The sequence below is a fragment of the Thalassoroseus sp. genome (assembly GCF_984380535.1).
The window spans coordinates 15,223-40,774 of record NZ_CFHRBF010000012.1 but is presented as its reverse complement, the minus strand read 5'-3'; the positions used below and the strand labels follow the sequence as shown (position 1 = coordinate 40,774).

Sequence of the window (25,552 nt, the reverse complement as noted above, 5' to 3'; positions counted from 1 at the left end):
ATGGTGGAAACCTATCGACAAGGAGCCGTTGACGTTGTTCGTCCCGCGGAACGACTCAACAAGCCGCAAGTCGAAAATCTACGGCCTGCCGTCGAAGCTTTGGTCAAGCACGGACAACCGAAACTTGTCATTGATCTGTCAGATGTGCCATTGATCGATAGTGACGGGCTGGAATTTCTTCTCGATACGCGAGATTTATGCCTGCGACGCGGCGGAGAATGCAAGCTAGCGGGAGCTAGCACATTGTGCTGCGATATTCTACGCGTGGCCGGCCTCGACGAGGAGATGGACTTGCGGGAAGACGTGGTCGCGGCGGCAGGGAGTTTCGCAAGATGAACACAGCGACAATACGCCCCGCTCAGGTGACCAAGAGTCGTTCCGGCAAGCCGCATCGACGCTCCAACGTCGCCAAGTCGCTTCCGTTAGGGGAGCGACTCGTTAGTGCCGGCGTCATTACACGCGAGGAACTCGAGTCGGGACTGCGAGAACAGTCGAACCGCGGTCTCCGTCTCGGAGAGACGCTGATCGCAACTGGATTGATCGACGAAGCGGAATTGTTACCGTACCTCGCTGATCAAATGGAGGTGCCGTATGTTCTGCTGCGAGATGGACTCGTCGATCCCAAAGTGGTGAAGTTGATTCCCCAAGCGATGGCGGAATCAATCGGTTGTCTGGCGATGTGTCGCGTGCGAAACCGACTCGCCGTTGCGATGACCGATCCGACGGATCTTTCCAAAATCGATCAGATCGCTCAGGTGTCGGGCCTGCAAGTACGACCGATCCTTGCTCTTGGCTCGGCGATTGAGAACCTGTTGAATCGCTGCTACGAGGAAGGGTTCGAAGTCGATAGTGTCACAGCGGACATGGATTCCGCTGATGTTAGCGTCAGCGCCGATGCGTTTCAGATCAAAGTTCAAAAGATCGGCACGGTCGACGACGGCACGCCGATTATCAACCTTGTCAACTTTATGATCTTGCATGCCGTACGGCAGGGGGCAAGCGATCTGCACATCGAACCCGATGAGCATTTCTCTTCCGTGCGGTTCCGAATTGACGGCGAGTTGCGGGAGGTGCTTCGTCCTCGACAAGAGTTTCACCCCGCGATCATTTCGCGAATCAAGGTGATGGCCCGCATGGACATTGCCGAACATCGACTACCACAAGACGGACGCATCTGTGTTGTGGTCGATGGGCGTCAGATTGATTTGCGAGTTTCTACACTCCCGACTGTTCTTGGTGAAAAAGCAGTGCTGCGGGTCCTCGATCGTGAGAGTGTTACGTTTGAATTGAGCCAACTCGGCTTCCGGGAACAGCAACTTGCTGAAGTGCGACAAATGCTCGCCAAGCCTTATGGTCTAGTACTAGTTACTGGTCCAACCGGGTCGGGAAAAACCACCACGTTGTATTCAGCGATCGAACTAATCAAGTCCGTCAAACGCAACATCGTCACTGTGGAAGACCCCGTCGAATATCAACTTAAACGCATCAATCAGGTTCATGCCAATACAGGAACTAGTCTGACATTTGCCCGCGCGCTCCGTTCGATATTACGACAGGACCCGGATGTCATCATGATCGGTGAGATCCGTGATGAAGAGACCGCTGAAATTGCAATTCAAGCGGCCCTCACCGGCCACCTCGTTCTGAGCACGCTTCACACAAACGATGCCGCGAGTGCGGTGATGCGATTGGTCGATATGGGCGTTGCTCCGTACAAGATCGCTGCAGCTTTCGTCGGTGTAATTGCCCAGCGACTTGTTCGTACCGTCTGTCAGGAGTGTCGCACGCTCTACTATCCCGAGAAAGTCATTCTGGATGAGCTCGACTATCGAGGCGATCGAGAAAGACAATTTGTCCGTGGTGAAGGCTGCCAAACCTGTTACGACACCGGTTTCCGCGGGCGGATTGGGCTATATGAAGTCCTCTCGGGCAAACGGGAATTGCGCGATCTGATTGCAGAGAACCCGCGAGTGGATGCTCTGCGAGATTGGCATGTGAAACATGGAGGAAGAAGTCTTCTGGAAGAAGGAATTCTTCGTGCGGAAGAAGGAGTGACATCGTTGGACGAAGTTGCACGGGCCGCCCATTTTGAGTAATTGATTGCCACGAATCCTATGTCAGATACACTCACTACACAGGGACATTCATTGAACGGGCTGACGCCGCGTTCCACAGGGGCATTCCGGCCGGCTCCAACTTCCGTTCGGAAACCGATTCCGACCGAATCCAACGAAGCAAGTTCCACCAACCAAGACACTCCTTCCGCATCTGTACCGAAGAACCAGGGTTCAATACGGAAAACAGGACGTTCGCATCAACAGTTGCCGACTCGGGAACTCGTCCTCGTAACGACTCAGTTGTGTATTCTCGTCCGATCCGGAGTCGATCTCGCGGAATCGATTCGTTCGGTTTCCCGTCGGGTCCGAGATCCCCGGACCCGGGCCGCATTGAACGATCTCTGGAAAGAAATCGAGAGTGGTCTGTCGTTCTCGGAAGCCCTCAATCAAAAGGCGGACGTTTTCGGTCCGACATTTGCCGCCACTGTTTCTGCAGGCGAAGCCTCGGGCCAATTGTCAACGGTCTTGAACCGTCTTAGGGACCTACTTAGGAACGAACTCAAACTCCGGAATGCCGTCAAGTCAATCCTCATCTACCCGGCCGTTTTAGTAGTCGTTGGGGTGATGGTGATCGGTGCGATGGTGTTCTTCGTTCTGCCTCAGTTTACGAAGGTTTACCAGGTGATGGAGCGACCGGCTCCTATGTTTACACAGATCCTTTTAGATCTAGGAGCGTTCTGTCGCACTTGGTGGTGGGCCTTGCTGCCGTTGTCGGGCTTAGGAGCGATCGTCCTTTGGCGATTGATGCAACGTCCCTCAGCCATTCGGTGGCGAGACAGAAAATTGCTCACGTTCCAATTGACCGCGCGTGTCATTCAGAACTTGATCACAGGACGAACATTTACGCTCATGGGCACACTGTTGCAAAGCGGAGTTCCTTTGCTAGAAGTCATTCGTCTTGCCTCGAATACCGTCCGTAACGTGGTGTTCCAAGAGCTCTTCGAAACACTTCAAGGAGAGATCTTGGCGGGACGCAAAATGGCCCCCATCTTGGAACGATCGGTCTGTGTCCCCGATGGCACTGCAGATCTCGTTTCGACCGCAGAGTCTTCGGGAGAACTAGGGCCAGTGTTACAGTCCATCGGAGAGTTCTACCAAGACGAGGGTGAACAACGTTTGCGTGATCTCGTAAAGGTCTTAGAGCCAGCCATCATTGTATCAATGGGAGTTGTGGTCGCTGGGGTTGTTCTTTCGATCATGTTGCCTTTGATCAAACTAACATCGATGGGAGGCCGCTAATGTCTCTCCTTAGTTCCACGCGAACGCCTCACTACAAACGACCTGAGCGAAGGAGCAGTCGGAGAACACCGTGGCTCGGGGTCGATGTTGGCCCTCATTCGGTCAAACTCGCCGTAGCTAAACTCGATCAGCGTGGGTTCTGGTGTTTAGATTATACGCAACGAATTCCTTGGCAGAAGGATGCCGAACCGTTTGCGTCGGCGGAACACTTTGGTAAAGCGTTGTACGAAGTGCTACGTCAATCACAATCGGGATGGCGAGCGAGAGGACTAACTCAAGCCGCGTTCTCGCTTCCGGAAACTGCCGTTAGTTCGGAAGATTTGGCTATCGAGACAGAAGACCTTGCAACTGTTCAAACCGCTGCCGATCAGACGATACGACAACTCTACGGAGGTCGCCCCGACAAACTCGCTTTTGATGTCTGGAATCCGGTTCCGGTCGAAGGCAGTTTTGCCGATCCACCGGCTGCTCAATTGCTCTGGGCCGAACCAGAAGTCGTGAAAAGTTGCATGCAAGCCTTCCGAAATTGTCGACTGACAGCAGAGGTACTCGACGTTGCGCCTTTAACTACCGCACGTGCCAGCGAAATGTTAACCGGTTCGTGTGATTCAGAACTCATGATCGACTGGGGATCGAATCGCCTGACGTTGACATGGATTCTTGATGGTCAACCTCGGTTCACTCGCTTCTCGATTCGGGGAGGGGGCGAGGAACTCGTGCAATCGGTTTGTGATTCTCACCGCTTTTCCCCGGAAGAAGCGGAGTTGCTACTAGCCCGATATGGTCTGCCAGGTCAGAATACCAGCGGCTTCAATAGAATGATCGAAAAAGCTGCAGCCGATTCACTGGATGTTCTGCTCGAGGAAATCGACTGCACACTCACATACCTCAAGTCCCGTTACCCCCGCCAACCCATTGACCGAATCATTCTCAGCGGCGGGGGGGGCAGCGATTCGCAACCTAGACTATTGGCTGTCATCGCAGATGGGACTTGAGGTCACCCAATGGGTACTGCCAAACAGCTGTAACGAAGCGAGTCGGCAGAACCTATTACCCGCTCCAATCTTTGCCCACGCCGCTGCACTTTCCGGATTGGGTTATGAGTCATGAAGCGTTATGTCAATCTCATCCCTATTGCCTCTCGCAAGCATCAACTCACGGTCAAACAGCTTCGGTTTTGGGCCGTTACTTGGGGCTGCACATTAGCTATCGGCTGCATGTTGTGTAGTCAACAGCAGTCTAACTATCACGCACTTCATCAGCAGGTCTTACAACTCGACCGGCAGTATGAGCCAATACGAGAAATCGGCAAGAAAAGCGAACTCGCGTTGAATGAAATCCAGTCCCAACGCACACAGGTGCAGTGGCTTCGTTCCCTTGAGCAGGCTGACGTCCCGCTGATCACGCTAGCTGCAATACATCAAAGTGTCGACTCTCTGTATGGACGCGTGCAGCTAGAACGTCTGCGATTCGAAGGACTAGACGCACCAGCGTCACTGCGACCGAACACTCCACAAGTCGCGAACGCCAGTCAACCGCAATCTGTCAAACTTTTGACAATCCCTGTGAACAATCAAATTGAGTTGTACGGTTACGCGATCGACGATGATGCCGTTAGTGAACTGATTAGCCACCTTGAAGGCACCGGTTTGTTCGCCAAAGTCGAACTCATTGGTATCCAGGGACAAGGAGAACTTCGACGAGACTTTCAGATTCGTTGTCGCGTTCAAGCGGAGGTTGAGCAACTCGAGGAACTGGCTGGAACGCTCAACGGGACAAGTGTCATTTCGACGGCCTCCGGTCAGCATCACATTACACCGCCCCGCTAAGACTTAGTTAGCCAAATTCAATTCACTTATTTCAGCTGCCAGGCGACATGCCATGTTTCATCATCACGAGTTGAGGAGCCTCAAACGCAATCTTACGATAACCGGCTTTCTCAGTGTGACTGTACTTCTTGCAGCGATTTGGCTAGTTGGCCTCTATCCGCACTTTTCAAGCATGAGAGAGTTGACCAATCAGCAAAAGACACTTGAACGGGGATTGAGCAATCAAACCGTTCTACATTCCAAGTACCAAGAACGACTTGCAGACCTCGAACATCAGCAATCTATAGCGGTCAGCCTGGCGTCGCGTGTGCCTGCAACTGCTCGCGAGTCCGACTTCATGGGGCTGATCAGTGAAATAGCGAGTCAGACAAATGTTACGATTACCAACTTCCGTCCGCAATCGAGTCAAACTGGCAAGGATATCGGTATTAGTCAAGTTCGTATCAGCGGGAACGGCTCCTATGGCGACATCATCGGGTTCTTGAATCAGCTTCGTCTATCTCCTCGCATGAACCGCATTGTTCAGTTTGATCTCTCGCCCATGGGTGACCCACGCGAACGGTATAAGTTAGATTTGACTTTGAACCTCTATTTTAATCTACCACCAACTCTTGTTACGTCTCGCGTCGAGTAGGCATTGATCCAGATTGTCTATCACATCCAGTCTCAAGAACGAGAAGCGTTCGGCGATCCTTGATCAAACGCGATAGCAGAGCGTTCTGTGTCGACTTAAGAGCTGCTCTCGAACTCCTTTTCAATCTGATGCTTTATGAATACCACCTCGATCCAATCGCCAGAACGCAACTCGAAGCGGCAAATCCAGCTTGTCATGATACTCGCTGTGATACTCGGTGGTGTGTTAGTGTTTCGGCTTCAATCGTCAACACGAAGTAGCGCCGATGTTTCTTCGACCGCACCGCCTCTACAGTCGGATTCGCCAGGTCAGACTTTGGCGAACTCGCAATCAAAGTCAACGGCGGCAATTGCGTTTGATCCCCAATCTTTAGCTATCGACTTCAACTATCTCTGGGCAGCTAACCCATTTCATCGAGTGCCCGCTCAAGACAAGGTCAGTCCGACACGAACGGGCACAGCGGCAACAGATGGGTCACGCGATTTGACTGAAGACGCCTCAAAGAACTCAAACGATCCTTCGACGATCGAGATTCCAGTCCGAAGCGGTGAAGGCGAAATGCGAGTGTCAGCAATTTTCGACAATGGACATGAAAGAGCGGCGATCATCGGTAGCGAGATCCGCCGCCCCGGCGATTATGTCAATAGTACGTTTCGTATCGTTGCCATCCATCGTGATCGTGTTGAAGTGTTGAATACATATGATCCAAGCGGGTCGCAGACGGATTCGCAATGATCACAACAGAGGGACTAGCTTTTCTAAGTGTAAGTTTTCCTGCGGACAATTACGGATTGACAGAAGCGTTGTCTCATTAGGGCAGCGCCAAGACGAATTCCGCTATGACTTGCAAACGGTCTCACACTTTCTTACCGGGCTCCCAAAGTGCGGCTTCGGCTGTTAGGCCGGGGCCAAATGCTAGTGACACGATTGGGAACTGGGATCGTCTCTGCAGAATTTCGTGAAGAATGAAGATGACGGTCGGAGATGACATGTTTCCGTAGCGGCGGAGTATCTCTCGTGATGTGTTGCAGGCTGCGGTTGGAATTGTTAGAGATTCCTCGACAGCATCTAGAATGCGTGGTCCACCCGGATGAACACACCAGTCGGCGACATCGTCAATACTATAGTCAAGTCTTCTAAGCCAATTTGTCAGCCAACTCTTCAGATGCTGGCGAATTGCAACTGGCACCTGGCTGGTCATTCGCATCTCGAATCCATTGTCACCGATATCCCATGACATCTCCGGATAGCTATCGGGAATGACACAGGATGCGGTCTCTCGAAGCGTACACCGAGTACGACTCGCAGAAAGATCTGTGCCGCCAATCACTGCTGCAGCTCCATCAGAGAACAGCGCGTTTCCTTTAACGCCTTCAGTGTCCCAAGCCAGTCGATAGTGCAAGCTACATAGTTCGACGGCACATACAAGGACCTTGGCTTGTGGGTGTCGAGCGGCGATTGCGTCTGCGGTTCGCAGTCCATTGATGGCTCCGTGGCAACCCATGAAACCGACATGCACTCTTTCAGTCGTTCGGCGAAGTTCGAGAGAGCGAATCAACTCATAGTCCAATCCGGGAGCTGAAAACCCGGTACAGGAGACTGTGACCAGGTGTGTAATTTCGGAAGGCTCGATACCAGAATCGTTAAATGCTTGCTTTGCGGCTTCGATGGCTAATGGCCCAGCGTGTTCGCGGTACATCTTCATACGCTGGGCTGTTGTCGGGCCTGATTGTAAACCAATTGGTAATTCGGTGTTTTTCCACTGGTACGCAGCTTGCCAAGGAACGACCGTTTGTCGAGTTTCCACACCCGCATTCTGGAATAGGATTTTCAAGAACCGCCGCTGTCGATCATTCTCGCACAGCAGTTCGGTGGACATTTTCAATGCGTCCTCTTGCTTCACCTGATGCGGTGGGACTGCTGTTCCAATTCCCCAGACTGAAAACGTCATTCGTACTTCCTGTGAGAAACTTGACCGCTTGACGGCCTAAGCTTGGAAAAATATCAATTGCCTGCATGCTCGACTTCAAAAGAAGAGGCGACCTAAGACAACGCGTAAGCCAACGGCATTTTCGCTGCTCTGAGACAAGCAATTTGCGATGCTGCGACGACCAATTCGCTGCTAGCGAGGGCTGCCAGTTTTCCACTCCTGCAACAGCAAATGGTACGACCGCTCGCGCTGCAATAATCGCCCATGACATTCCTGCACCGGTAAAAGGTTCGATGTAGCCGGCTGCATCTCCGATCGCGAAAATCCGATGGGACGCTGGCTGTCGCCTCCATCGTGTTAGCGCAACAGTCCCACGCCAATCGCCCTGGAACATCGATTCTGCTACGGTCAAACCGGCGTCTGCAACAATCTCCCGGCAGAGTTTGCCAGGTGATTCTGCTGCTTTGAGACGCATCGGATCGACTGCCGCTGCGATGCTGAGTCGGTTTCCTTCAATCCGAGTCAGCCCCACATAGCCGCTTCGCCCTACAGCCATGTAAATGTGACCTTCCTGGTATTCCTTCGGAAAATCGAACGCGACAGTTCCGAGTCCCATACGCGACTTTCGGGCGACTTTCGTTTGAAGCTTCGGGTCGTCCCAGGAGTCATTCGGAAGACCGTTGGCAAGGACAACTAGTCGGGTCAGGATCCGTTTGGGTCCAGTACTTGTTTCGCAGGGGACTTCAAGGTGATCCGCCTGGACAATACTTTGATTCGGCTTCGCTCGAACGTTAGAGACAAAAAGTACGCCAGCGTTCTCTGCGGCGATGGTCAGAGCCTGATCGAGTTGAAATCGTGATACTGCAACCCCGTGAGGAATGTCCAACGATAGTCGGTGTTGATTTGAAGCAAGGACTAATTGTCTCGTAACTCGGCCTGAAAGACTCGACAAAACCGAGCTTAGCCCCATGTCTTGCAAATTCTGGATAGCAACATGATTGAGACAGCCGCCGCAGACTTTGTGACGAGGAAACTGCGATTGATCGACGACTAGAACGCGAAGTCCTTGCTTGGCGAATTCGAAAGCCGCGACAGAGCCCGCAGGTCCCGCACCAATGACAAGCACGTCCCACAAACACGACCAGTCGATCTCATGGTGGGTCCGAGTTGTATCCATCAGGGCTCCAAGTCAAAAGCATACGTTGCGGCCAATGACGCGTGATTTCTGCGGTCGGCATACCGCTGCGTTCTGCCAACTCTTGCAGTTCCGATGGACGGAATGCCGACCTTACAGAGAGTGGGCCATCGACATGACAAATTCGAGATCGCGTCAAGAGTCGCACCCCAAGCCAAGCACAAGTGTAACCAAGTCGGCTGCGAACAAGATCCTGTACGAGCACGAGTTTTCGAGCGACAGTGGACATTTTCGTCAAAAGTTGAACCGCGGCATCGTCGGTCAGATGGTGCAAGAACAGGGAACTGTAGACGATGTCTGCTTGCATTGTATCAGGGAACTTAAAAACGTCTTGAACAAAAAAGTCGACGTTGGTGCCAGAAGCAACTGCGCGTTTCCGTGCAAATTCGATTGCCTGCGGACTAATGTCGCAACCTTTAAGCACAAGTGGGTAGGACGCCTTCTTAGCCAGACGAGCCAAGTTGATGGCCAAATCGCCACCACCACAAGCGATGTCGAGGACAGTCAAAGGCGACGACGGTGACTTTTGAATTGTCTTTTCGATCGATCGCCAAATAACCTGGGTGGTCCGACAAACACGATTGATGCGAGCTAATCCCTGTAATGCCTGATGATGCGGCTCACGCTGCAGTTGTGGGTCATCCATCAGCTCACCTTGCAGTGAGCGAGATTCTAGGTTGACAGGAAAAGCCATGGCACCGTCTCGTTGGTCTAGGGTGGAAGTACGAAGCTGTAACAATCTAGCGTTCGTAAGTCAACAAGTGTAACAAACGACAGGCTCCCGAATCAGCGTGCGGGAGCCAGTTGGCCAAACGAACGAGCTTGTTCTGCACACGTGAGGAAATGTTTTAATCATCTCTGTCATTTTGAACTCAAGAATCTGAGTCCAGTCCGCGTTAAGTGTCTAATTGATACTTAGCAGCTAGACAGTCATTTGGTTTGGCTTTTGCTTCACGGCACCGTCAACCTTCTACTAGGCATCCTGATCTGGCGTCAATGGCCGATCTCCGGTCTGTGGGTCATCGGTTTGTTTGCGGGAATTGGTATGATCGTCAACGGTTGGTCATTAGTGAAGCTAGGACTCGCTGCAAAGAAGCTCCCAACAGACGATACGGAAGCATAGATGCATTTTCGTTTCCGGTCTTTCAGTGATTGACAATACCGATTGCGAACGTAGCACACTTGTTAAGACTTGGTTGCAGTTCAGACGAGGGAAATCGCTCGACTTTGTACCTACATTCGCAAGAACTGACTCGATAACGTATGCTTCATGGTGGAGTGTGAAGCGATGATTCACTGAGTTCGTGAATCTTTCCGACTTGAGGACGCTCGAAGATCTGTTTCGGCCTGTGCCACGCCGGTCTTGGTACTCGTCGATTAGGTCTTCGATTTCTTTTTACTGAATAGAAGAATACAGATGCAGGATACCGTTTACCTCAATCACGCTGGCACCAGCTGGCCGAAGCCACCGGCTGTCCTAGAGGCAACTGAAGGGGCAACTCATCTTGATCCACGGGACTGGCCCGCGGTTTTTGAATCGTCACATCAGACGATTTCAAACTATTTTCATGTCGAACCATCCCGGTTGCTCTTAACTCCAAGTTGTACCGGAGCGCTTTCGGTGGCAGTTAGTGACCTCGACTGGAACACTGGCGATCGGGTTCTGACAAGCCAATACGAACATCATGCGTTACACCGTGGGCTGACGAAACTCGGAGAGATGGGAGTTCAGGTCTTTCAAGTTCCTGCAAACGGGGAAGAGTTGATTGATCTCGAGATTCTGGAATCTCAGTTGCGAGCGGGACGGGTTCGGTTGGTGGCTTTGACTGCCGCCTGCAATGTGACGGGCCAATTGCTTCCTTTTAGTGAAGTTATTGAATTAGCCCACCAGTATGGAGTACTTGTTTTGTTAGACGGAGCACAGGTTGCTGGGTGGCTAGACTTGGACTTGCTAGACATGAAAGTCGATCTGTTCACTTTCGCGGGACACAAAGGACTTCAAGCACCGTGGGGGATTGGCGGTTTGTATGTTTCTGCAGATGTGGAAATGAAATCGCCTTCAGCAGCTTGTGATATAACAAAGTCCCAACAGCGGTCGAAGTGTGCCCCAATGCCGGGCTACTGCGACACAGGATCTGTCAATATCTCCGCCCTCGTCGGATTGGATGCCGCGGTTAAATGGTTGGAAGAAGCCAGGCAAGCCGATCGATTGAATCAAGCCAGAAAGCTAACGCAAGAGTTTGCGGATGGCCTGAGGGATCTCTCCGGCGTCAACATTGTGGGTGACGTCCCAGTTCATATGAAGGTCCCGACTGTAGCGATCACCTCGGACAAACTGTCGACGGCGAAAATCGCAGCCAGATTGAAAGACCTCGGAATCGTAACTTCGGCGGGGTTTCAATGTGCACCGGAAGCACATTCCGCTCTTGGGACAGCGTCGGATGGCGTCGTTCGGTTTAGTTTTGGGCCGCAAACTCAGGCGTGGGAAATGAAGAATACGCTGGCAAGTCTAAAGACAATCCTTGAAGAAATGGACTGATCTGCGAGTTTGTGAAACCGTCAAGAATGCATGACTTGCCCGCCGTCGACATTGATGGTTTGCCCAGTAACATTTTTCGCTAACGGCGACGCAAGAAAGACGGCCATTGCGGCCACATCTTCTGGGGCCTGCCAACGATTCAAAGGAACGTTGGCTTTGATTTTCTCTGCAGCCCAGTCTTCGTAGGACTTTTTCGCGGAATCAGGCTGGCGTGAATTCCACGCGTCCCAAACAGACTGGTTCAAAGGGGTTTTGATCATACCCGGACAAATCGTGTTGACACGAATATCGTAGGACGCAAGATCTTTTGCGGCACATTGTGCAAAGTTGATGACTGCAGCTTTCGCAGCACTATAGGGCGGATCCGTTTGAGAACCGATTTGCCCTGCAACCGACGATAGTACTAGGATCGTCCCACGCTTAGCTTCCGTCATTGACGGCACAAAGGCATGGACAGCATTGACCGTTCCCATGAGATTGACTTGAATGACTTTCTCCCAGTCACTCGGTTCTAGGTTCCAAAAGGGGAAACCATATTTGCCGGAGCCTGCCCCCGCTGCACAGACCAGATGATCACACTTCCCAAAAGTCTGAATCGTGAAGTCAGCGACTCGTTGCAACTCGGAATAGTTTGTCACGTCGATAGTGTATGGAACGACTCGACTGTTCAATTCCGTTTCGATCTCGATGGCTGTCTCTTTGACCTTAGGATCTCGATCGACTAACACTACGGATGATCCGTTGGTGGCAAACAGCTTCGCGATGGATTTTCCAATTCCGCTAGCTCCGCCTGTAATGACCGCAGTATCATTCGAAAGATTCAGATTCATCGGCAATATCAATTTCTCTAGTTTAATAGTCGTAGGTTCAAGCAGACTAGACGTTTGTGATTTGCGTGGATTCGGTGATGGTGAAAGAGCTAGACAGTTTAGCGATCCTCTATGTTCGCAAGAGATGCAGGTAAGTCATTCTGATTCTGCCACCATCGAATTGACGTCTTAGTTTGGCGAGTACCTTTCAATTGTATAACTGTGGTTTGGAGTCTTTGATTATGTACTCTTGGTAGACTTTAGGGTTATCAACTCATCTTGTCTGGAAGTTTGCGGCGTGGAATTTCATGAGATCTAAGCCTCGCTCTTCATAGATTTTGAAAGCACTGTGTGGTGCATCAAGCACAATGATTTTCTCGAACGGAATGTTCAAGGACTGTAAGAACTTCATATACTCCAAGTTGTTCTTATAGTTGAATCCCTTAGTCCCCACATGGATTAGAATCCTCAGTGGTGGTTGTGGGGCCTGAGCGTACTTGCGGGCGAGATCCCAAGTGTTGTCGCCAGGGGCGAACACCAAATTGGCGTTTTCGCGACCGTTCTCCTCAGAGATGCGTTTTTCGGTAGCGTACCCCGCACCACCAGGAGCGGCGGAACAAAACAGGTGGGGATGTTTGAACATAATTCGCGTTGTGCCACGCCCGCCTTGGGAGAAACCTTCGATTCCGCGTCCGTCGCGTTCGGCGATCGTGCGATAAGTGGCGTCGATGTGGGGGATCAGCTCCTTGACGAAAACATCTTCGCCCTTCGCATTCTCACGATCAGTCATGTTGTAATGACTCACGGGGCCGCCATTGACGAATACGTAAATCATCGGCGGAACCGCTTGGGATTGCATATGCTTCTGCAAGAACGTTGCCAGCTTGACACTTTTGGTCTCGCTCCCAGGGCGTCCACCATGAAGATAATAAACCACGGGGTAGCGTTGGTCCGAGTCGTCGTCGTAGCCCGGTGGTAGAAAGATGCAGTATCCAACATTGATTCTCATCGAGGGACTGCGAAACTTGGCATGCTTTACACCGGCAAGCTCCTGCTTCAAGGGATTGACCCAACGGAACGGCTGAGGCTTTTTCGGCTTGGCTTGACGTTGGTTGTTGGTCTCAGGCGTCTGCCAAGCCAACGCCGGGTGTGTCATAAAGAGCAAAACAAACGAAGTCAGAATTATTCGCTTTATTGACGTGATGTCACAGGTGTTGGACAGCATGGTGATCTCCGGTGGTTCGTGGTTAACCTCCGATGGATACTAACGAAGACGACCTTTTGAAACCAAGCTAAGGAGTGCCGACGACCAATTGAGTCTGTCTTACAATCACGAAGCTTGTGGTCAGTATCTTTCCCTTGAGGGTAGACACCTCTACTTAGGCGATGTGGTGTGAGTTGGCCGAGGGTAAGGGGGGGTTCCATAGGTTTTCATGGACTTGATGGCATTGGAAACACCAAGGTCACCCCCGGTTATGTGCTGCAAAGTGGTGAACATTTCGTGTTATTATTTGACTGTAGGTCACACTATGGAACCAAGATTGACACAGCCCAATTCGACGTGTTCCAATGCATCGAGCCTGGATTGCTTTGCTCGACCCGAAGGGGTTCAAAATAATGCCCGAGTCCTTCCAAACGTCATTAAGTATGCTGGACGGTATACGGGCGGATGATCCAGACCAATGGAAACGATTCGCGAAATTGTTTGCGCCATTGATTTACGAATGGTGTCGTCGCAGCCGCATTCAATCGCAAGATGCCGCGGACATCACCCAGGAAGTGTTCCGGGTCGTGGCTGAACGGATCGAAAGTTTTCAACGGGAGTCTGTGTCCTCGCCGTTTCACCGTTGGCTTTGGGGCATTACGCGGCACAAGGTTTATGATCACTTCGGCACCCTTGCACGTCGTCCTGCGGTGCGTGGAGGCACAACGGCGCATATGATGTTTAGCCAGGTGCCGATTGATGTTCCGCAGGAATGGAGCAAAGTCGAGGCCGAAAACGACCAAAGTGCCGTTTCTCGCAGAGCGTTGGCACTGATTCAAACGGATTTCCAGCCGCAAACCTGGCAGGCGTTTTGGCGTGTTGCCGTCGACGATGTCAGCGCTGCCGAGGTCGCGAACGAGTTGGGAATGACCGTTGGAGCCGTTTACAACGCTCGATATAAGGTGCTCAAACGATTACGGGAGGAATTTTCCGACCTGCTTTGACAGCGGTACGAACTTTCGGCAGAAATTTATTCTGTGAGATGATTGCGATATCTAGAGGGAACGTAGTTTTGATTCTCATGGAACGATGGTTCGTATGGGCTCCTATTTCTCATGAACCGTGCACCCTGTCCTAGTCCGGAAGAACTGCAACAACTGCATGCGGGCACGTTTCCGGAAGCTAGTATCGACGAAGTCACTGCTCATCTCGATGACTGCCCGGACTGCCAAGAGTTGCTCGCTAGTTATGGAAGTTCGTGGCTGGCCGCTCTCAATCACACATTTTGCTTCGATCAGGAATCGGAGTATCAGCAACTCGAAGAATGGCTTCTAGGGCTTCGTGACGAGCCGAGCAGCGACAGAATTGTGGCGGTTCGGGACTACCAACTCTTGGAGAGAGTTGGACAAGGGGGGATGGGCGTCGCTTATAAGGCGAGACACACGAAGATGGATCGCTTGGTGGCGATCAAACTCCTTTCGCGGAATTTTCTACGTGATCCGCAAGCTATTGCCCGATTTGAACGTGAAACGCGAACAGCTGGGTTATTAGATCATCCTCATATCGTGCGGGCATTTGATGCTGGCGAAGTGTACCATCGTCATTTCCTCGTCTTGGAATATCTCGACGGCAAAAACATCTCGGAAATTGCGACTGAGTATGGGCCGATCAGTATTGCCAATGCGAGCGAAATTATTCGCCAAACCGCTTTAGGCGTGCAATATGCCCATGAGAAAGGGTTGGTTCATCGAGATCTCAAACCCTCCAATTTAATGCTCGTTCGTCCGAGTGTTGATTCCAAGGAGTTGGCCGCGACCGTCAAGATTCTGGACTACGGACTCTCGCAGATGGTTGTATCACCCGGTGACAAAATTACCGGAGCGTTAACCGACACCGGCCAAATCATGGGCACCTTGGAGTACATGGCTCCAGAACAGTGCAAGGATAGTCGTGATATTACACCCCAGGCAGACCTCTACTCGCTGGGGGCAACTCTCTATAAGCTGTTGACCGGGCAGGCACCGTATTCTCGCGACGAGTACGACAGCTTTGGGAAACTCTTCCAGGCCAAGATTTCCGATACTCCTCAACCCGTGCAGTCATTAAGGGCCGAAATTCCCAAGGGGCTGGCCGACATTGTCGATCAATTGTTGAGCATGTCTCCTGCGTCCCGCCCTACGGCTGAGGAACTCGCAGAACAACTTGTCCCGTTTACCGAGGGACACAATTTGGCGTCTTTGCTGAATTCTCCGACGGTACAAGAAACCGCGGAACTTGCGTTGGATGCGACAGAAGTTGATGTCGCATCGACCGACCCTGATCCGCTCGGACGTCATCTAAGATTTTGGAACACTGTCCGAACAAAGCTCGCTCTGGAACTCGTTCTGGGATTGCTTGTGCTCGGAATCGTGCTTGTGATTCGAACACCTGACGGCAAGGAGGATCGGCAAGAATTCCCTGATGGCACCGAAGTTACGGTGATCACGTCGACTCTCGACAATCCCAAGAAACGAGTTCCATCAGGTCTGCCACCGGCTGAACCGAACGTGTCGATGCCGTCTGAACCGACGAGGCCTGCGGAACCGCAGATGGGGAACTCTGAAACTGATAGCATCCCTCCAGCCATTGCAGCGAAAGCGGATCCCGATCGTTCGGCATTATTGTGGATGTTCAGCTTCAAAGAAGGCCGTATCGTAGCTGATATTGTTATCGAATCGGGAGTCAAGGTCCGGTTCGAAATCATCAATCGTAAGTCCAACACACCGATACCAGATGAACCGTTCGAGCTAGTCACCATACTGTTTTATGGCACGAAGGTTGAAGATGCCGATCTTTGGCGACTGCGGGCACTCAAGCAACTCAAGGCTCTTCTGCTTTCCGAAAGTCACGTCACGGCAGCAGGGTTGAGGACTTTACGCGAATTGCCGCTCGATAACATCTCCTGGTGGCAGGGCGACACGGGCGTGATTCGTCCCGAAGACATCGCGGCCATCGTGCAATTCAAAAAGCTGGAACGACTGAGTCTAATGGGGCAGAAAATTAGTGGCGAAATCTTGAAGCCCTTGGAAAATCTGCCGGTCTTATGGCAACTGGGTGTGTTCAATTGCGGACTGGAGCCGGATGCGATGGAAGCCTTAACCGGCATGACCACACTCCGCGAAATCAACATGTATAATTCGACTTTTCACGATTCGTTTATACCAAGTCTCGCCGAGATGCCCTCTTTGCGTTCCATTCACACCACGCAATTGACCGAACGCATGATGCCCCTCTCGCAAAAAATTCCGAAATGCCGAATCAATTGTAAAGGAACGTGGCTACTTGCGGGCAAAATCGTTCCCCACCAATCGGAATCCCGTTAGTTCCCCTCCAAATTCTTTTCTCCGCGTGATTCTTCGCTCTCCCGAACGACGTCCGAGGAAGTTGCCATTCCTCGATGGCTTCAGTATTTCGAAGAAATCCCAAAAAGCTGTGAGACTCCCGCGATATCTCTTTGGGAGGCGTCTTCACGTTCTCGACGCACCCGCACGATGAACTGGTCGCGATCGTTTCGCACCCTGACGGTTTTTCGTTGCCGAACATTTGAATCCGCCTTTTGAAAGAGAGTTGCCGTCATGCTAATGGGCCACTGGTTGGAACAGATTGCTCTTCGTTGCTTCAACGTTGTTCGTCCTGCAAAACGCAAATCGACAGTGCGTTCCCGCCGACGCCGTCTCAACGTTCCCACTGTCGCCGAAGTGCTCGAAGACCGTGTGCTGCTCGCGGCAGCGTCTTTCAACCCGAATACGTTCGTGCTCACGATCGAATTCACAGCCAACGGTACATCGGGGGAGTTCGTGACGATCAGCAATAGTTCAGGCACATTAACTGTGGCCGGCGATGTCAGCGGAGATACCTCACTGTTTCAACAAGCCGTTCAGCGAATTGAGGTGACGGATTCGGGCGGGAGCAACAATCAGTCGTTGTCAATCATTGGTAGTGCGTTCAGCTTAGAAGGTGGACTGAATTCGGAGGATGTCGAGACCGTTACCATCAACGCGGACATCGGACTGGTCGCCAGCAATGCGGACATCTCAGCTACCACAATTACGGTCGGCAACGACGCCACGTTGGTTACGGAAGGGGATGGAACCATCACGTTGAACGCTTCCCGGAACGTGTTGCTCGACGACGGCAACCTGAGCGTTCGAGACGGCGACTTGACGATCACGGCCAACCAATCCGGTACGGGCACTGGAGGTTTTGACGGCGTTCGAATTCAGAGCGGTTCCGTCGTTCAATCGACCGGACTCGGAGCCGGTGCCGGTTCGATCATCATCACAGGCACGGGTGGCCAAACCATGACCGGGAACGACGGCGTGCGACTTACCGACACCGGTTCCCGGATCAGCTCGGTCAATGGGGATATCATCCTGACTGGCACTGGCAACGGTGTGCTTAACGGGAACAACGGCGTCTATGTGAACGATGGTAGCGTCATCGAATCCACCGGTACCGATGCGAACGCAGCCACCATTACAATTACCGGAACCGGAGCAGACGGAACCACGGACAACATTGGAGTCCTGGTCGAGAATTCCGGGACAAGAATCTCGTCAGCCATCGGAAACATTAGCATTACCGGTAACGGGGGTGATGGTTCCGGGATCTTCAACCACGGCGTTTTCATTTCTGATGGGGGCGTGGTCGAGTCTACTGGATCGGGTGCGGACGCAGCGACGATTGGCATCACTGGCATTGGTGGCGATGGGTCACAAGGCAATACCGGTGTCACAATACGAGATATGGGAACGAAAGTCACATCAGTTGACGGCAACGTTACGATCAATGGCACCGGCGGAAACGGATCTGGCGACGTCAATAGTGGTACGGTCGTTCGAGCAGCTGCCATGGTGGAATCCACAGGTACTGGCGCGAACGCGGCCACGATCACCATCATGGGGACTGGCGGAGGTGGTACGCTCGGGAATCTCGGTGTCACTGTTGGAGAAGCCAATACGATCGTCACGTCGGTTGACGGTGACATCGCAATCATCGGCACCGGCGGAAACGGATCGGCAACAAATAATGGAGGCATCTTAATTACAGGCCTCGTGCAATCCACAGGGACAGCGACGGACGCCGCTCAAATCCTTATCAACGGCACTGGTGGCGGCGGGACGGCCGATCACCGAGGTGTCCTGATTGCAAACGCCGACGCGAAAGTCACATCTGTAGACGGCAATATCAACATCACCGGCGTCGGTGGAACCGGGTCCTCAAGTCAAAATACCGGCGTTCAGGTCACGACTGGTGGAGTCGTGGAGTCTACTGGCACAGATGCCAACGCCGCCACGATCACCATCACCGGTACTGGTGGCGATGGCACGGAAAATAATTTTGGTGTGTTCGTCCAAATCGCTGATTCGAAAGTGACATCGGTTGCGGGGGATATCAACATCACAGGCACCGGCGGCAACGGGTCCGCGGAAACCAACCATGGCGTCTATCTCCTGTCTGGGGGCGGCGTGGAGTCGACCGGGACGGGTGCGGACGCGGCGACGATCTCGATGACCGGCACAGGTGGAAATGGGACATTCGACAACAACGGTGTCCGTATCCAAGGTACCGGTTCGAATGTCACATCTAGAGAAGGTGACATTACGCTCATGGGCACCGGCGGTGACGGGTCTGCGGGATTCAACCACGGTGTCGTCGTCTCGGCCGAGGCCGTCGTCCAGTCGACCGAATCGGGGGCCAATGCGGCAAAGATCACGATCACGGGCACCGGTGGAGATTCAACATTAGACAATTTGGGGGTCCTCGTTGAAGGGACTGATTCCCAAGTGAATGCTGTCGACGGTGATATTACGATCACAGGCAATGGTGGCGGTGGGTCTACAGTCAGCAATCAAGGTGTCCTCGTTCAAAATGGGGGAGTTGTAGGCTCCACTGGAACAGGTCCCGATGCGGCGACGATCACAATCACCGGTACCGGCGGTAGTGGGACCGACAGTAATATCGGGGTCCAAGTCAAAGACACCGGTTCTAGAGTTACAGCGGTTGATGGTCGCATCAGCATCGTTGGCACTGGAGGCAGTGACGGGCTGGCTGGCAATGATTTTAACGTAGGCGTACTTATCGTGGACAATGGCGTCATCGATAGTACCGGGATGGGGGCTGTCAGCGTTACTGGAACCGGGGGAGCCGGTGAGGCCTTCAACTATGGCGTTCGGCTTGGATCAAATGGGGTAATCCGGTCCGCTGGCGGTGGCACGACGGTGGTCGGTAGTGGGAAAAGTGGAAACGGAATCGCCGACACAACGGACAATCATGGCGTTCGCGTCGCCAATGGCACCGCGATTGAAGATACCGCGAATGGTGCCGTCTCGATCACCGGTTTGGACTCTGCGATCATAACGAGTAGTAGTCCCGCGTCGACGCCGCAATTTGCTGGTGCCACTGTCACACTAAACGGAACCGTGGCTCCCGGTAGCGATGATCCAGGTGAACTCAGCATCAATGGGAACTTCACGCTTTCGACAGACGTTACCCTTCAGGTCGACCTCGACGGATCAACCGCCATTACCGAATTTGACCGAGTGACCGTCACGGGCACGGTCACCCTCGGCGGAGCCGCGCTCGATGTGCAACGGTTGATGTCCTTCAATCCGAGTATCGGCGACTCCTTCATTCTGATCGACAACGACGGTACTGATGCGGTGACCGGTACCTTCGCCCAAAGCCTCATCGGTGTCGACGGTGTCAATTACCTCGTGCAATACGACGGCGGTGACGGCAATGACGTGGTGTTGTCGGTCATTGCAGCACCTCCAGTGGATCTCGAGGTCGACAACATCGGCGACGAAGTCGATGGTGATTTTTCCGCCAATCAGTTGACGCTCCGCGAAGCAGTTCAATTGGCCAATCTGCAAACCGATACCAACATGATCACTTTCGCCCAGACTTTGGCTGACAGCACGATCACACTCGGCGGAACGCAGCTTGATATCACGCAAAACGTGACAATCACCGGTTTGGGAGCCACTCAACTGACGATCGACGCCAACAACGCCTCCCGCATCTTTGACGTCGCAATGGGCACGACCGCGAGTATTTCCGGTATCACTTTCGTCAACGGCAACGCAATTGGAAGTTTAGCCGAGGGCGACGGTGGAGCCATCCGCAACTTCGGAACACTGACCGTGACCGATTCCGTGCTGATGAACAACACGGCACAACAAGACGGAGGAGCCATTGATTCGGCAAATACGCTGACCGTGTCGAATACCACGATCATGAACAACACTGCTGGTAGAGATAGCGGTGCGATCGACTCCTTTGGCACGACAACCATCTTGAGTTCGACCATCAGTGGCAATTCAGCCGCCGTGCTAGGCGGTGCCATTTACCATGATGGTACGTTGACCGTGACGAACTCCACGCTTTCTGGCAACTCGGCGGGAAGCGAAGGTGGAGCCATCCGCAATGCCGATGGAACGGTGACCGTCGTCAACAGCACGATCGCACTGAACCGTGCCGACAGCGATGGCGATAGCATGGGGACTGGCGGTGGGATTGCCACGTTCGACGACAACGGAACTTCCACAACGTTGTACAATACGCTTGTCGTCGGTAACGTGACCGGAGCGACAGGCAGCGATACCGCCGATGATCTGGCAGGGAAAGCTGCGGAAGCCGGCAGTTCGAATAATATCGTTAGCGAAGACGCTGATAACCAGCTACCCGATAACAACGGAAACCAAGTCGTCGCCGATGTCAGTACCGTCATCGACACAACGCTCCAGAACAACGGTGGAGCAACACAAACCCACCTGATCCAGCTTCCGGGGCCGGCTGTGAACGCGGGGGACAATTCCCGGGCAACGAATGATGGAAGCACGGGCGGCACCGCACTTGCTACGGATCAACGTGGTGCTAGTTTCCCACGCATCTTCGATACCACAGTCGACATCGGGGCCGTCGAGTTGCAGGACACAACTTTAAGTGATCTCAGCGTGACGATGACCGATGGCGACGCCGCAAATGTGTTCGGTTCACTGATCGTCTACACGATCACTGTGAGCAACGCCGGCAGCAACGCGAACGGTGTAACGCTGACGGAAACCCTCGCAAGTAACGTGCAGTTCAATGCCGCGTCGAGTACGGCAGGCTGGACCGAAACCGCTCCGGGTTCCGGCACATTTACGTTCAGCGTGGGTAATCTCGCCGAGAACGCCCAGACACAAGTGTTGTTCGCCGTGAACGTAGAAACGATGAATTCCGGCACCGCACAGACTACCAATACCGTTAGCGTGACCGATGACGGTGCCAACGGCATGGATATCACTCCGGGCAACAATTCTGCCAGTGATTCCACAAACCTAGTCGCGCCGATCTCGACCGTCGTTCCATCCGCGTTCGATGCGAGTTTGATCAATGGAACATTTACCGAACTCCACGCGGGTAACTTTGACGCCTTCAGCACAGCCGGTCCTGAAGCCGATGCCGATGACCTGTTCTTCTGGGACCCGGTTTCCGGTGTAAACCGAATCGTCTTCGGGGACGGCACATTCCAAACCAATTCCATCCCGCCGTCATTTATCAACGGTGGGGATTTCACGAAAGTCATCTCGGGAGATTTCGACAACGTCGATGGCGAAGACCTTTTCTTCTGGAACCCGGTCACCGGTCGCAATCGTCTGGTACGACTCAGTGGCACGACCCAAATGGTCTCAGCGGATTTCGAAAACGATATCGTTAATCCAATCGCAATCAATGGCAATGATTTCACCCAGTTCGTTGCTGGTAACTTCGATGAAGGCGGAGCGGCCGACATATTCTTCTGGAATCCGGTCACCGGTCGGAACCGAATGATTCACACAATGCCGGCAACAATGGGAATGACACAAAGCACATTCCAAACGGAAGTCATTCCCGCCAACCAGATCAACGGAAATGATTTCCAACGGATCGACGTCGGTCAATTTGTCGCTGGTGGTCCGGACGAGTTGTTCTTCCTCAACCTCAGCAGCGGTCGCAACCGGACTGTAAGTTTCTCGGTTGATGTGCCGGGTAGTAATAGCAGTTTTGCAGGCAGTCAGACGAATCAGATCGAAGGCACGCAACTCAACGGAAACGCCTTCAGTCGAGTGGCGGTTGGCGACTACAACAATGACGGTCTGGACGACGTCTTTGCATGGGACCCCCTAACTGGTTCAAACCGCGTTGGCTTGACGAACGTGGATCCCAGTCAGCTATCGGAAGTCTTTTCGAGTTTGGTTGACCCAAGCCAGATTAATGGCAACGACTTCAGCGTGCTGATTTCGCGGAGTGCCGGCGAGGGGCAATCTATCGGCGACGACGAACTCTTCTTCTGGAACCCTGTCACCGGACGAAACCGTCAAGCCCAAGCATGATAGAACTCTGTTAATCATAAGGGCGCGCTCATCGGGGTGCGTCCGTCGAATCTGTCGCCGAGCAGGCACGAAGTCGTTTCGCCAGAAACAGTCGTGCTCGTTCGGTCTGGCGAGCAAGCCGGGGTGTGTCGAACTTCGCTTCGACATTAACCCCGGCCGCTTCGCATTCTTGGGGCGATCAGCCGAGACGACTACAACGCGTCGATCAATCACGAGGGATGCAAGACCGTTCGCAACACCGGCATGCACTTTGAACTCTGTCGGTTAAGAGCTTTGTGAGACGAGGGCCGAGTTCAGGAAATATTCGAGCCTTGTGATCCTTTTCTCGCGTGGTCATTGATCCTAGAATGTGCCGCAGTGCACCATCCAACTCGACGATCAGGGATGTCTGTCGTGGGAACCGATGCGTTGCAACTGTAGGAATCAGGAATGGATTCGGAGTTACCGGAAACGTCACCGACGGGGACGCAGGGGTCTGAGAGTCGACCGGCGTCGTCTAACCGCTTTTCTCTTCTGGACGAGGCCTCTGGCGATCAGCAGACGGTGATCCACGAGATCGAACAGCAGCGTCGCGTCGCCGCCGATCAAAGCCAGTTACTGGAAACTCGGCTAGAAGCCTTTGAGGACATTGTCGATTCGGAAGTCGGCGATACGCAGCTTGTCAGAGCCCGCAATATTGAACGACATGTCGGGCTTCGGCAGATCTTTCTCAAGTTCGAGGGAGGTAATCCCACTGGAACTCAGAAAGACCGTATTGCGTTTGCTCAGGCGATGGACGCTCTCCGCCGGGGCTACGACACGGTGACGGTCGCCACTTGCGGAAACTACGGGGCGGCTGTCTCGTTGGCGGCGTCACTTGCGGGCCTTCGCTGTCTCGTTTTCATCCCGGCCGACTATCACACCAAACGCATCGACGAAATGCGTGAGTTCGGGGCAGAAATCGTTCGCACGCCGGGCGATTATGAAGCCGCCGTCGTGGCCTCGCAGCAGCGAGCACTTTCCGACGATCTGTACGACGCCAATCCCGGCGGTGCAAATGTCGCGCTTCAGCTGCGGGCGTATGGTGAGATTGCCTATGAAATCTATGACGAACTTCGCGATGCACCGGCGGCGGTCGCGGTTCCTGTCTCAAACGGGACGACACTGGCGGGCATCTATCGGGGCTTTTTAAGTTTGTATCGACGCGGAAAAACATCTCGGCTGCCGAAGATCATCGCGGGCTCTTCGTTTCGCAAGAACCCGATTGTGCAGGCCTTTCTCAAAGGAAGTCCCCACTGTGAGGATCTGCCGCCCGATCGAATCCGCCAGACCGAAGTCAACGAGCCGTTGATCAACTGGCACTCGATCGATGGCGATCACGCGTTGGAAGCCGTTTATAAAACGAACGGTCAGGCGTCGTATGTCACTGACAAAAATCTACGTTTATATGCCCGACTGCTACGCGAACAGGAAGGTCTCAGCGTATTGCCGGCCTCGTCCGCGGGACTTTTGGCGTTGATCGAACGGCATCGCAACGAGCCTTTGGCCGGTGATCGATATGTCGCCGTCCTGACTGGGAGAAAAGTATGACCCGACAAGAAGCCATCGTCTATTGTGAAGGTGCGTTCCAAACGACCAACGGCAAGACAGCTCACGGACTCGTTCGCAGAACCGAACGCTATCACGTCATCTGTGTTGTTGATTCAACCTGTGCAGGCAACGATGCCGGCGAACTGCTCAATGGTCGCCCCAATGGGATCCCCATCGTCGCGGACCTATCGGCCGCTTTCGAGACTGCGGAATCTCAGGGAATCGTCCCGACTCACCTGGTGATCGGCTTAGCCCCAGACGGCGGGCGATTACCACCGGAGTCGAAGGGAGCGGTCTTGGAAGCCGTCCGCCGGGGTTTGCATGTTGACAGCGGGTTACACGATTTCCTGTCGGACGATGTGCAGTTGGCCGAGCTGGCAACTCAACAGGGCGTCACGATTCGCGATATTCGTAAGCCGCCGTCGCGTGACACGCTTCACTTTTTCAGCGGTAAGATTGAAGACGTGACATCGTTTCGCGTGGCCGTGCTGGGGACCGATTCGGCGATCGGCAAACGCACGACGGCGTGGGTTCTCGTCGACGGTTTTCGGAAAGCGGGACGGACAGCCGAACTCATCGGCACCGGACAAACCGCTTGGATGCAAGGCGCCCGTTACGGCGTAATTATGGATTCTCTGATCAACGATTTCGTCGCGGGGGAAATCGAGCACGCTGTCTGGAGTGCCTGGAACGATCAGAAACCGGATGTGCTGGTGATTGAAGGCCAAGGCAGCTTGATGAACCCGGCCTACCCCGGTGGATTCGAAATCCTCGCAGCCGGTCGACCGGACGTGGTTGTTCTTCAGCATGCACCGACCCGGAAAGAGTACGATGGATTCCCGGGCTACACGATGCATCCGGTGGAGCGGCAGATCGAAGCGATCGAGTTGCTTTCGGGCCGACCTGTTGTTGCAATCACCGTCAACCATGAAGGTCTCGCTCCTGAAGAAATTGCTCCGGCCTGCGATGAGATTCGACAGAAGACGGGACTGCCCACCGTTGATGTCCTCCGCGACGGTATCGACGAGTTAGTCGCTGCAATCATGCAGACGGACGAATTTCAACGGAACTCTAACACCTGAAGTGGGT

The 25,552-nt window shown here is 53.2% G+C and carries 18 protein-coding genes; 13 read left to right on the top strand and 5 right to left on the bottom strand.

Annotated features, from left to right (window positions below):
• The 7 genes from AC5DDB_RS17220 to AC5DDB_RS17190 all read left to right on the top strand — a co-directional run bounded on the left by AC5DDB_RS17220 (nt 1) and on the right by AC5DDB_RS17190 (nt 6,554).
• The gene (locus tag AC5DDB_RS17220; RefSeq protein ID WP_491740985.1) at nt 1-336 is read left to right on the top strand and encodes an STAS domain-containing protein; all 336 of its coding nucleotides are present in this window, start codon (nt 1-3) and stop codon (nt 334-336) included.
• The gene (locus AC5DDB_RS17215; RefSeq protein ID WP_491740984.1) at nt 333-2,096 is read left to right on the top strand and encodes a GspE/PulE family protein; all 1,764 of its coding nucleotides are present in this window, start codon (nt 333-335) and stop codon (nt 2,094-2,096) included. Before AC5DDB_RS17220 ends, AC5DDB_RS17215 begins: the two co-directional genes overlap by 4 nt.
• An 18-nt stretch (nt 2,097-2,114) precedes the next feature.
• On the top strand, nt 2,115-3,356 hold the full coding sequence (locus AC5DDB_RS17210) for a type II secretion system F family protein (RefSeq protein WP_491740983.1): 1,242 nt from the start codon (nt 2,115-2,117) through the stop codon (nt 3,354-3,356).
• Complete coding sequence (gene pilM, locus AC5DDB_RS17205) at nt 3,356-4,351, top strand: pilus assembly protein PilM (RefSeq protein ID WP_491740982.1); 996 nt, start codon at nt 3,356-3,358, stop codon at nt 4,349-4,351. The genes AC5DDB_RS17210 and pilM overlap by 1 nt, the downstream gene beginning before the upstream one ends.
• Nucleotides 4,352-4,462: 111 nt before the next feature.
• Complete coding sequence (locus tag AC5DDB_RS17200) at nt 4,463-5,185, top strand: PilN domain-containing protein (protein WP_491740981.1); 723 nt, start codon at nt 4,463-4,465, stop codon at nt 5,183-5,185.
• Between the two features lie 52 nt (nt 5,186-5,237).
• The gene (locus AC5DDB_RS17195; protein WP_491740980.1) at nt 5,238-5,819 is read left to right on the top strand and encodes a hypothetical protein; all 582 of its coding nucleotides are present in this window, start codon (nt 5,238-5,240) and stop codon (nt 5,817-5,819) included.
• Between the two features lie 135 nt (nt 5,820-5,954).
• The gene (locus AC5DDB_RS17190) at nt 5,955-6,554 is read left to right on the top strand and encodes a hypothetical protein (protein ID WP_491740979.1); all 600 of its coding nucleotides are present in this window, start codon (nt 5,955-5,957) and stop codon (nt 6,552-6,554) included.
• 121 nt (nt 6,555-6,675) lie between these two features.
• Here AC5DDB_RS17190 and AC5DDB_RS17185 read toward each other — a convergent pair whose 3' ends face one another.
• Genes AC5DDB_RS17185 through AC5DDB_RS17175 form a run of 3 tightly spaced genes read right to left on the bottom strand, consistent with a single transcriptional unit; the run spans nt 6,676 to nt 9,638 of the window.
• On the bottom strand, nt 6,676-7,770 hold the full coding sequence (locus tag AC5DDB_RS17185; RefSeq protein ID WP_491740978.1) for a type III polyketide synthase: 1,095 nt from the start codon (nt 7,768-7,770) through the stop codon (nt 6,676-6,678).
• Complete coding sequence (locus AC5DDB_RS17180; RefSeq protein ID WP_491740977.1) at nt 7,670-8,926, bottom strand: NAD(P)/FAD-dependent oxidoreductase; 1,257 nt, start codon at nt 8,924-8,926, stop codon at nt 7,670-7,672. The genes AC5DDB_RS17185 and AC5DDB_RS17180 overlap by 101 nt, the downstream gene beginning before the upstream one ends.
• A complete protein-coding gene (locus AC5DDB_RS17175) occupies nt 8,901-9,638 on the bottom strand; it encodes a methyltransferase domain-containing protein (RefSeq protein WP_491740976.1) in 738 nt (245 codons plus the stop codon). Before AC5DDB_RS17175 ends, AC5DDB_RS17180 begins: the two co-directional genes overlap by 26 nt.
• A 723-nt stretch (nt 9,639-10,361) precedes the next feature.
• On the opposite strand from AC5DDB_RS17175, the gene AC5DDB_RS17170 reads away from it, so the two are divergent.
• Nucleotides 10,362-11,483: an aminotransferase class V-fold PLP-dependent enzyme gene (locus tag AC5DDB_RS17170; RefSeq protein WP_491740975.1), complete on the top strand. Its 1,122-nt coding sequence runs from the start codon at nt 10,362-10,364 to the stop codon at nt 11,481-11,483.
• Nucleotides 11,484-11,503: 20 nt separating this feature from the next.
• Here AC5DDB_RS17170 and AC5DDB_RS17165 read toward each other — a convergent pair whose 3' ends face one another.
• Both AC5DDB_RS17165 and AC5DDB_RS17160 read right to left on the bottom strand, forming a co-directional pair.
• Entirely contained in the window at nt 11,504-12,313 is an 810-nt protein-coding gene (locus tag AC5DDB_RS17165; protein ID WP_491740974.1) for an SDR family NAD(P)-dependent oxidoreductase, read from the bottom strand.
• Nucleotides 12,314-12,566: 253 nt separating this feature from the next.
• Complete coding sequence (locus AC5DDB_RS17160) at nt 12,567-13,517, bottom strand: alpha/beta hydrolase (protein ID WP_491740973.1); 951 nt, start codon at nt 13,515-13,517, stop codon at nt 12,567-12,569.
• 392 nt (nt 13,518-13,909) lie between these two features.
• Between AC5DDB_RS17160 and AC5DDB_RS17155 the strand changes: the two genes are divergently transcribed.
• The 5 genes from AC5DDB_RS17155 (at nt 13,910) to AC5DDB_RS17135 (ending at nt 25,545) form a co-directional block, all read left to right on the top strand.
• Nucleotides 13,910-14,500, top strand: coding sequence for an RNA polymerase sigma factor (locus AC5DDB_RS17155; protein ID WP_491740972.1), 591 nt, complete (start codon nt 13,910-13,912; stop codon nt 14,498-14,500).
• A 111-nt stretch (nt 14,501-14,611) separates the two neighbouring features.
• Nucleotides 14,612-16,858, top strand: coding sequence for a serine/threonine protein kinase (locus tag AC5DDB_RS17150; RefSeq protein ID WP_491740971.1), 2,247 nt, complete (start codon nt 14,612-14,614; stop codon nt 16,856-16,858).
• Nucleotides 16,859-17,110: 252 nt separating this feature from the next.
• Nucleotides 17,111-22,894: a beta strand repeat-containing protein gene (locus AC5DDB_RS17145; RefSeq protein ID WP_491740970.1), complete on the top strand. Its 5,784-nt coding sequence runs from the start codon at nt 17,111-17,113 to the stop codon at nt 22,892-22,894.
• A 429-nt stretch (nt 22,895-23,323) separates the two neighbouring features.
• Entirely contained in the window at nt 23,324-24,463 is a 1,140-nt protein-coding gene (locus AC5DDB_RS17140; RefSeq protein ID WP_491740969.1) for a pyridoxal-phosphate dependent enzyme, read from the top strand.
• Nucleotides 24,460-25,545: an N-acetyltransferase DgcN family protein gene (locus AC5DDB_RS17135; RefSeq protein ID WP_491740968.1), complete on the top strand. Its 1,086-nt coding sequence runs from the start codon at nt 24,460-24,462 to the stop codon at nt 25,543-25,545. The genes AC5DDB_RS17140 and AC5DDB_RS17135 overlap by 4 nt, the downstream gene beginning before the upstream one ends.
• Nucleotides 25,546-25,552: the final 7 nt, after the last annotated feature.

Excerpts from the sequence above, each read along its gene's own strand:
- AC5DDB_RS17220 (WP_491740985.1), top strand. The coding sequence starts at position 1 with ATGGTGGAAACCTATCGACAAGGAGCCGTTGACGTTGTTCGTCCCGCG.
- AC5DDB_RS17215 (WP_491740984.1), top strand. The coding sequence starts at position 333 with ATGAACACAGCGACAATACGCCCCGCTCAGGTGACCAAGAGTCGTTCC.
- AC5DDB_RS17210 (WP_491740983.1), top strand. The coding sequence starts at position 2,115 with ATGTCAGATACACTCACTACACAGGGACATTCATTGAACGGGCTGACG.
- pilM (WP_491740982.1), top strand. The coding sequence starts at position 3,356 with ATGTCTCTCCTTAGTTCCACGCGAACGCCTCACTACAAACGACCTGAG.
- AC5DDB_RS17200 (WP_491740981.1), top strand. The coding sequence starts at position 4,463 with ATGAAGCGTTATGTCAATCTCATCCCTATTGCCTCTCGCAAGCATCAA.
- AC5DDB_RS17195 (WP_491740980.1), top strand. The coding sequence starts at position 5,238 with ATGTTTCATCATCACGAGTTGAGGAGCCTCAAACGCAATCTTACGATA.
- AC5DDB_RS17190 (WP_491740979.1), top strand. The coding sequence starts at position 5,955 with ATGAATACCACCTCGATCCAATCGCCAGAACGCAACTCGAAGCGGCAA.
- AC5DDB_RS17185 (WP_491740978.1), bottom strand. The coding sequence starts at position 7,770 with ATGACGTTTTCAGTCTGGGGAATTGGAACAGCAGTCCCACCGCATCAG.
- AC5DDB_RS17180 (WP_491740977.1), bottom strand. The coding sequence starts at position 8,926 with ATGGATACAACTCGGACCCACCATGAGATCGACTGGTCGTGTTTGTGG.
- AC5DDB_RS17175 (WP_491740976.1), bottom strand. The coding sequence starts at position 9,638 with ATGGCTTTTCCTGTCAACCTAGAATCTCGCTCACTGCAAGGTGAGCTG.
- AC5DDB_RS17170 (WP_491740975.1), top strand. The coding sequence starts at position 10,362 with ATGCAGGATACCGTTTACCTCAATCACGCTGGCACCAGCTGGCCGAAG.
- AC5DDB_RS17165 (WP_491740974.1), bottom strand. The coding sequence starts at position 12,313 with ATGAATCTGAATCTTTCGAATGATACTGCGGTCATTACAGGCGGAGCT.
- AC5DDB_RS17160 (WP_491740973.1), bottom strand. The coding sequence starts at position 13,517 with ATGCTGTCCAACACCTGTGACATCACGTCAATAAAGCGAATAATTCTG.
- AC5DDB_RS17155 (WP_491740972.1), top strand. The coding sequence starts at position 13,910 with ATGCCCGAGTCCTTCCAAACGTCATTAAGTATGCTGGACGGTATACGG.
- AC5DDB_RS17150 (WP_491740971.1), top strand. The coding sequence starts at position 14,612 with ATGAACCGTGCACCCTGTCCTAGTCCGGAAGAACTGCAACAACTGCAT.
- AC5DDB_RS17145 (WP_491740970.1), top strand. The coding sequence starts at position 17,111 with ATGCTAATGGGCCACTGGTTGGAACAGATTGCTCTTCGTTGCTTCAAC.
- AC5DDB_RS17140 (WP_491740969.1), top strand. The coding sequence starts at position 23,324 with ATGGATTCGGAGTTACCGGAAACGTCACCGACGGGGACGCAGGGGTCT.
- AC5DDB_RS17135 (WP_491740968.1), top strand. The coding sequence starts at position 24,460 with ATGACCCGACAAGAAGCCATCGTCTATTGTGAAGGTGCGTTCCAAACG.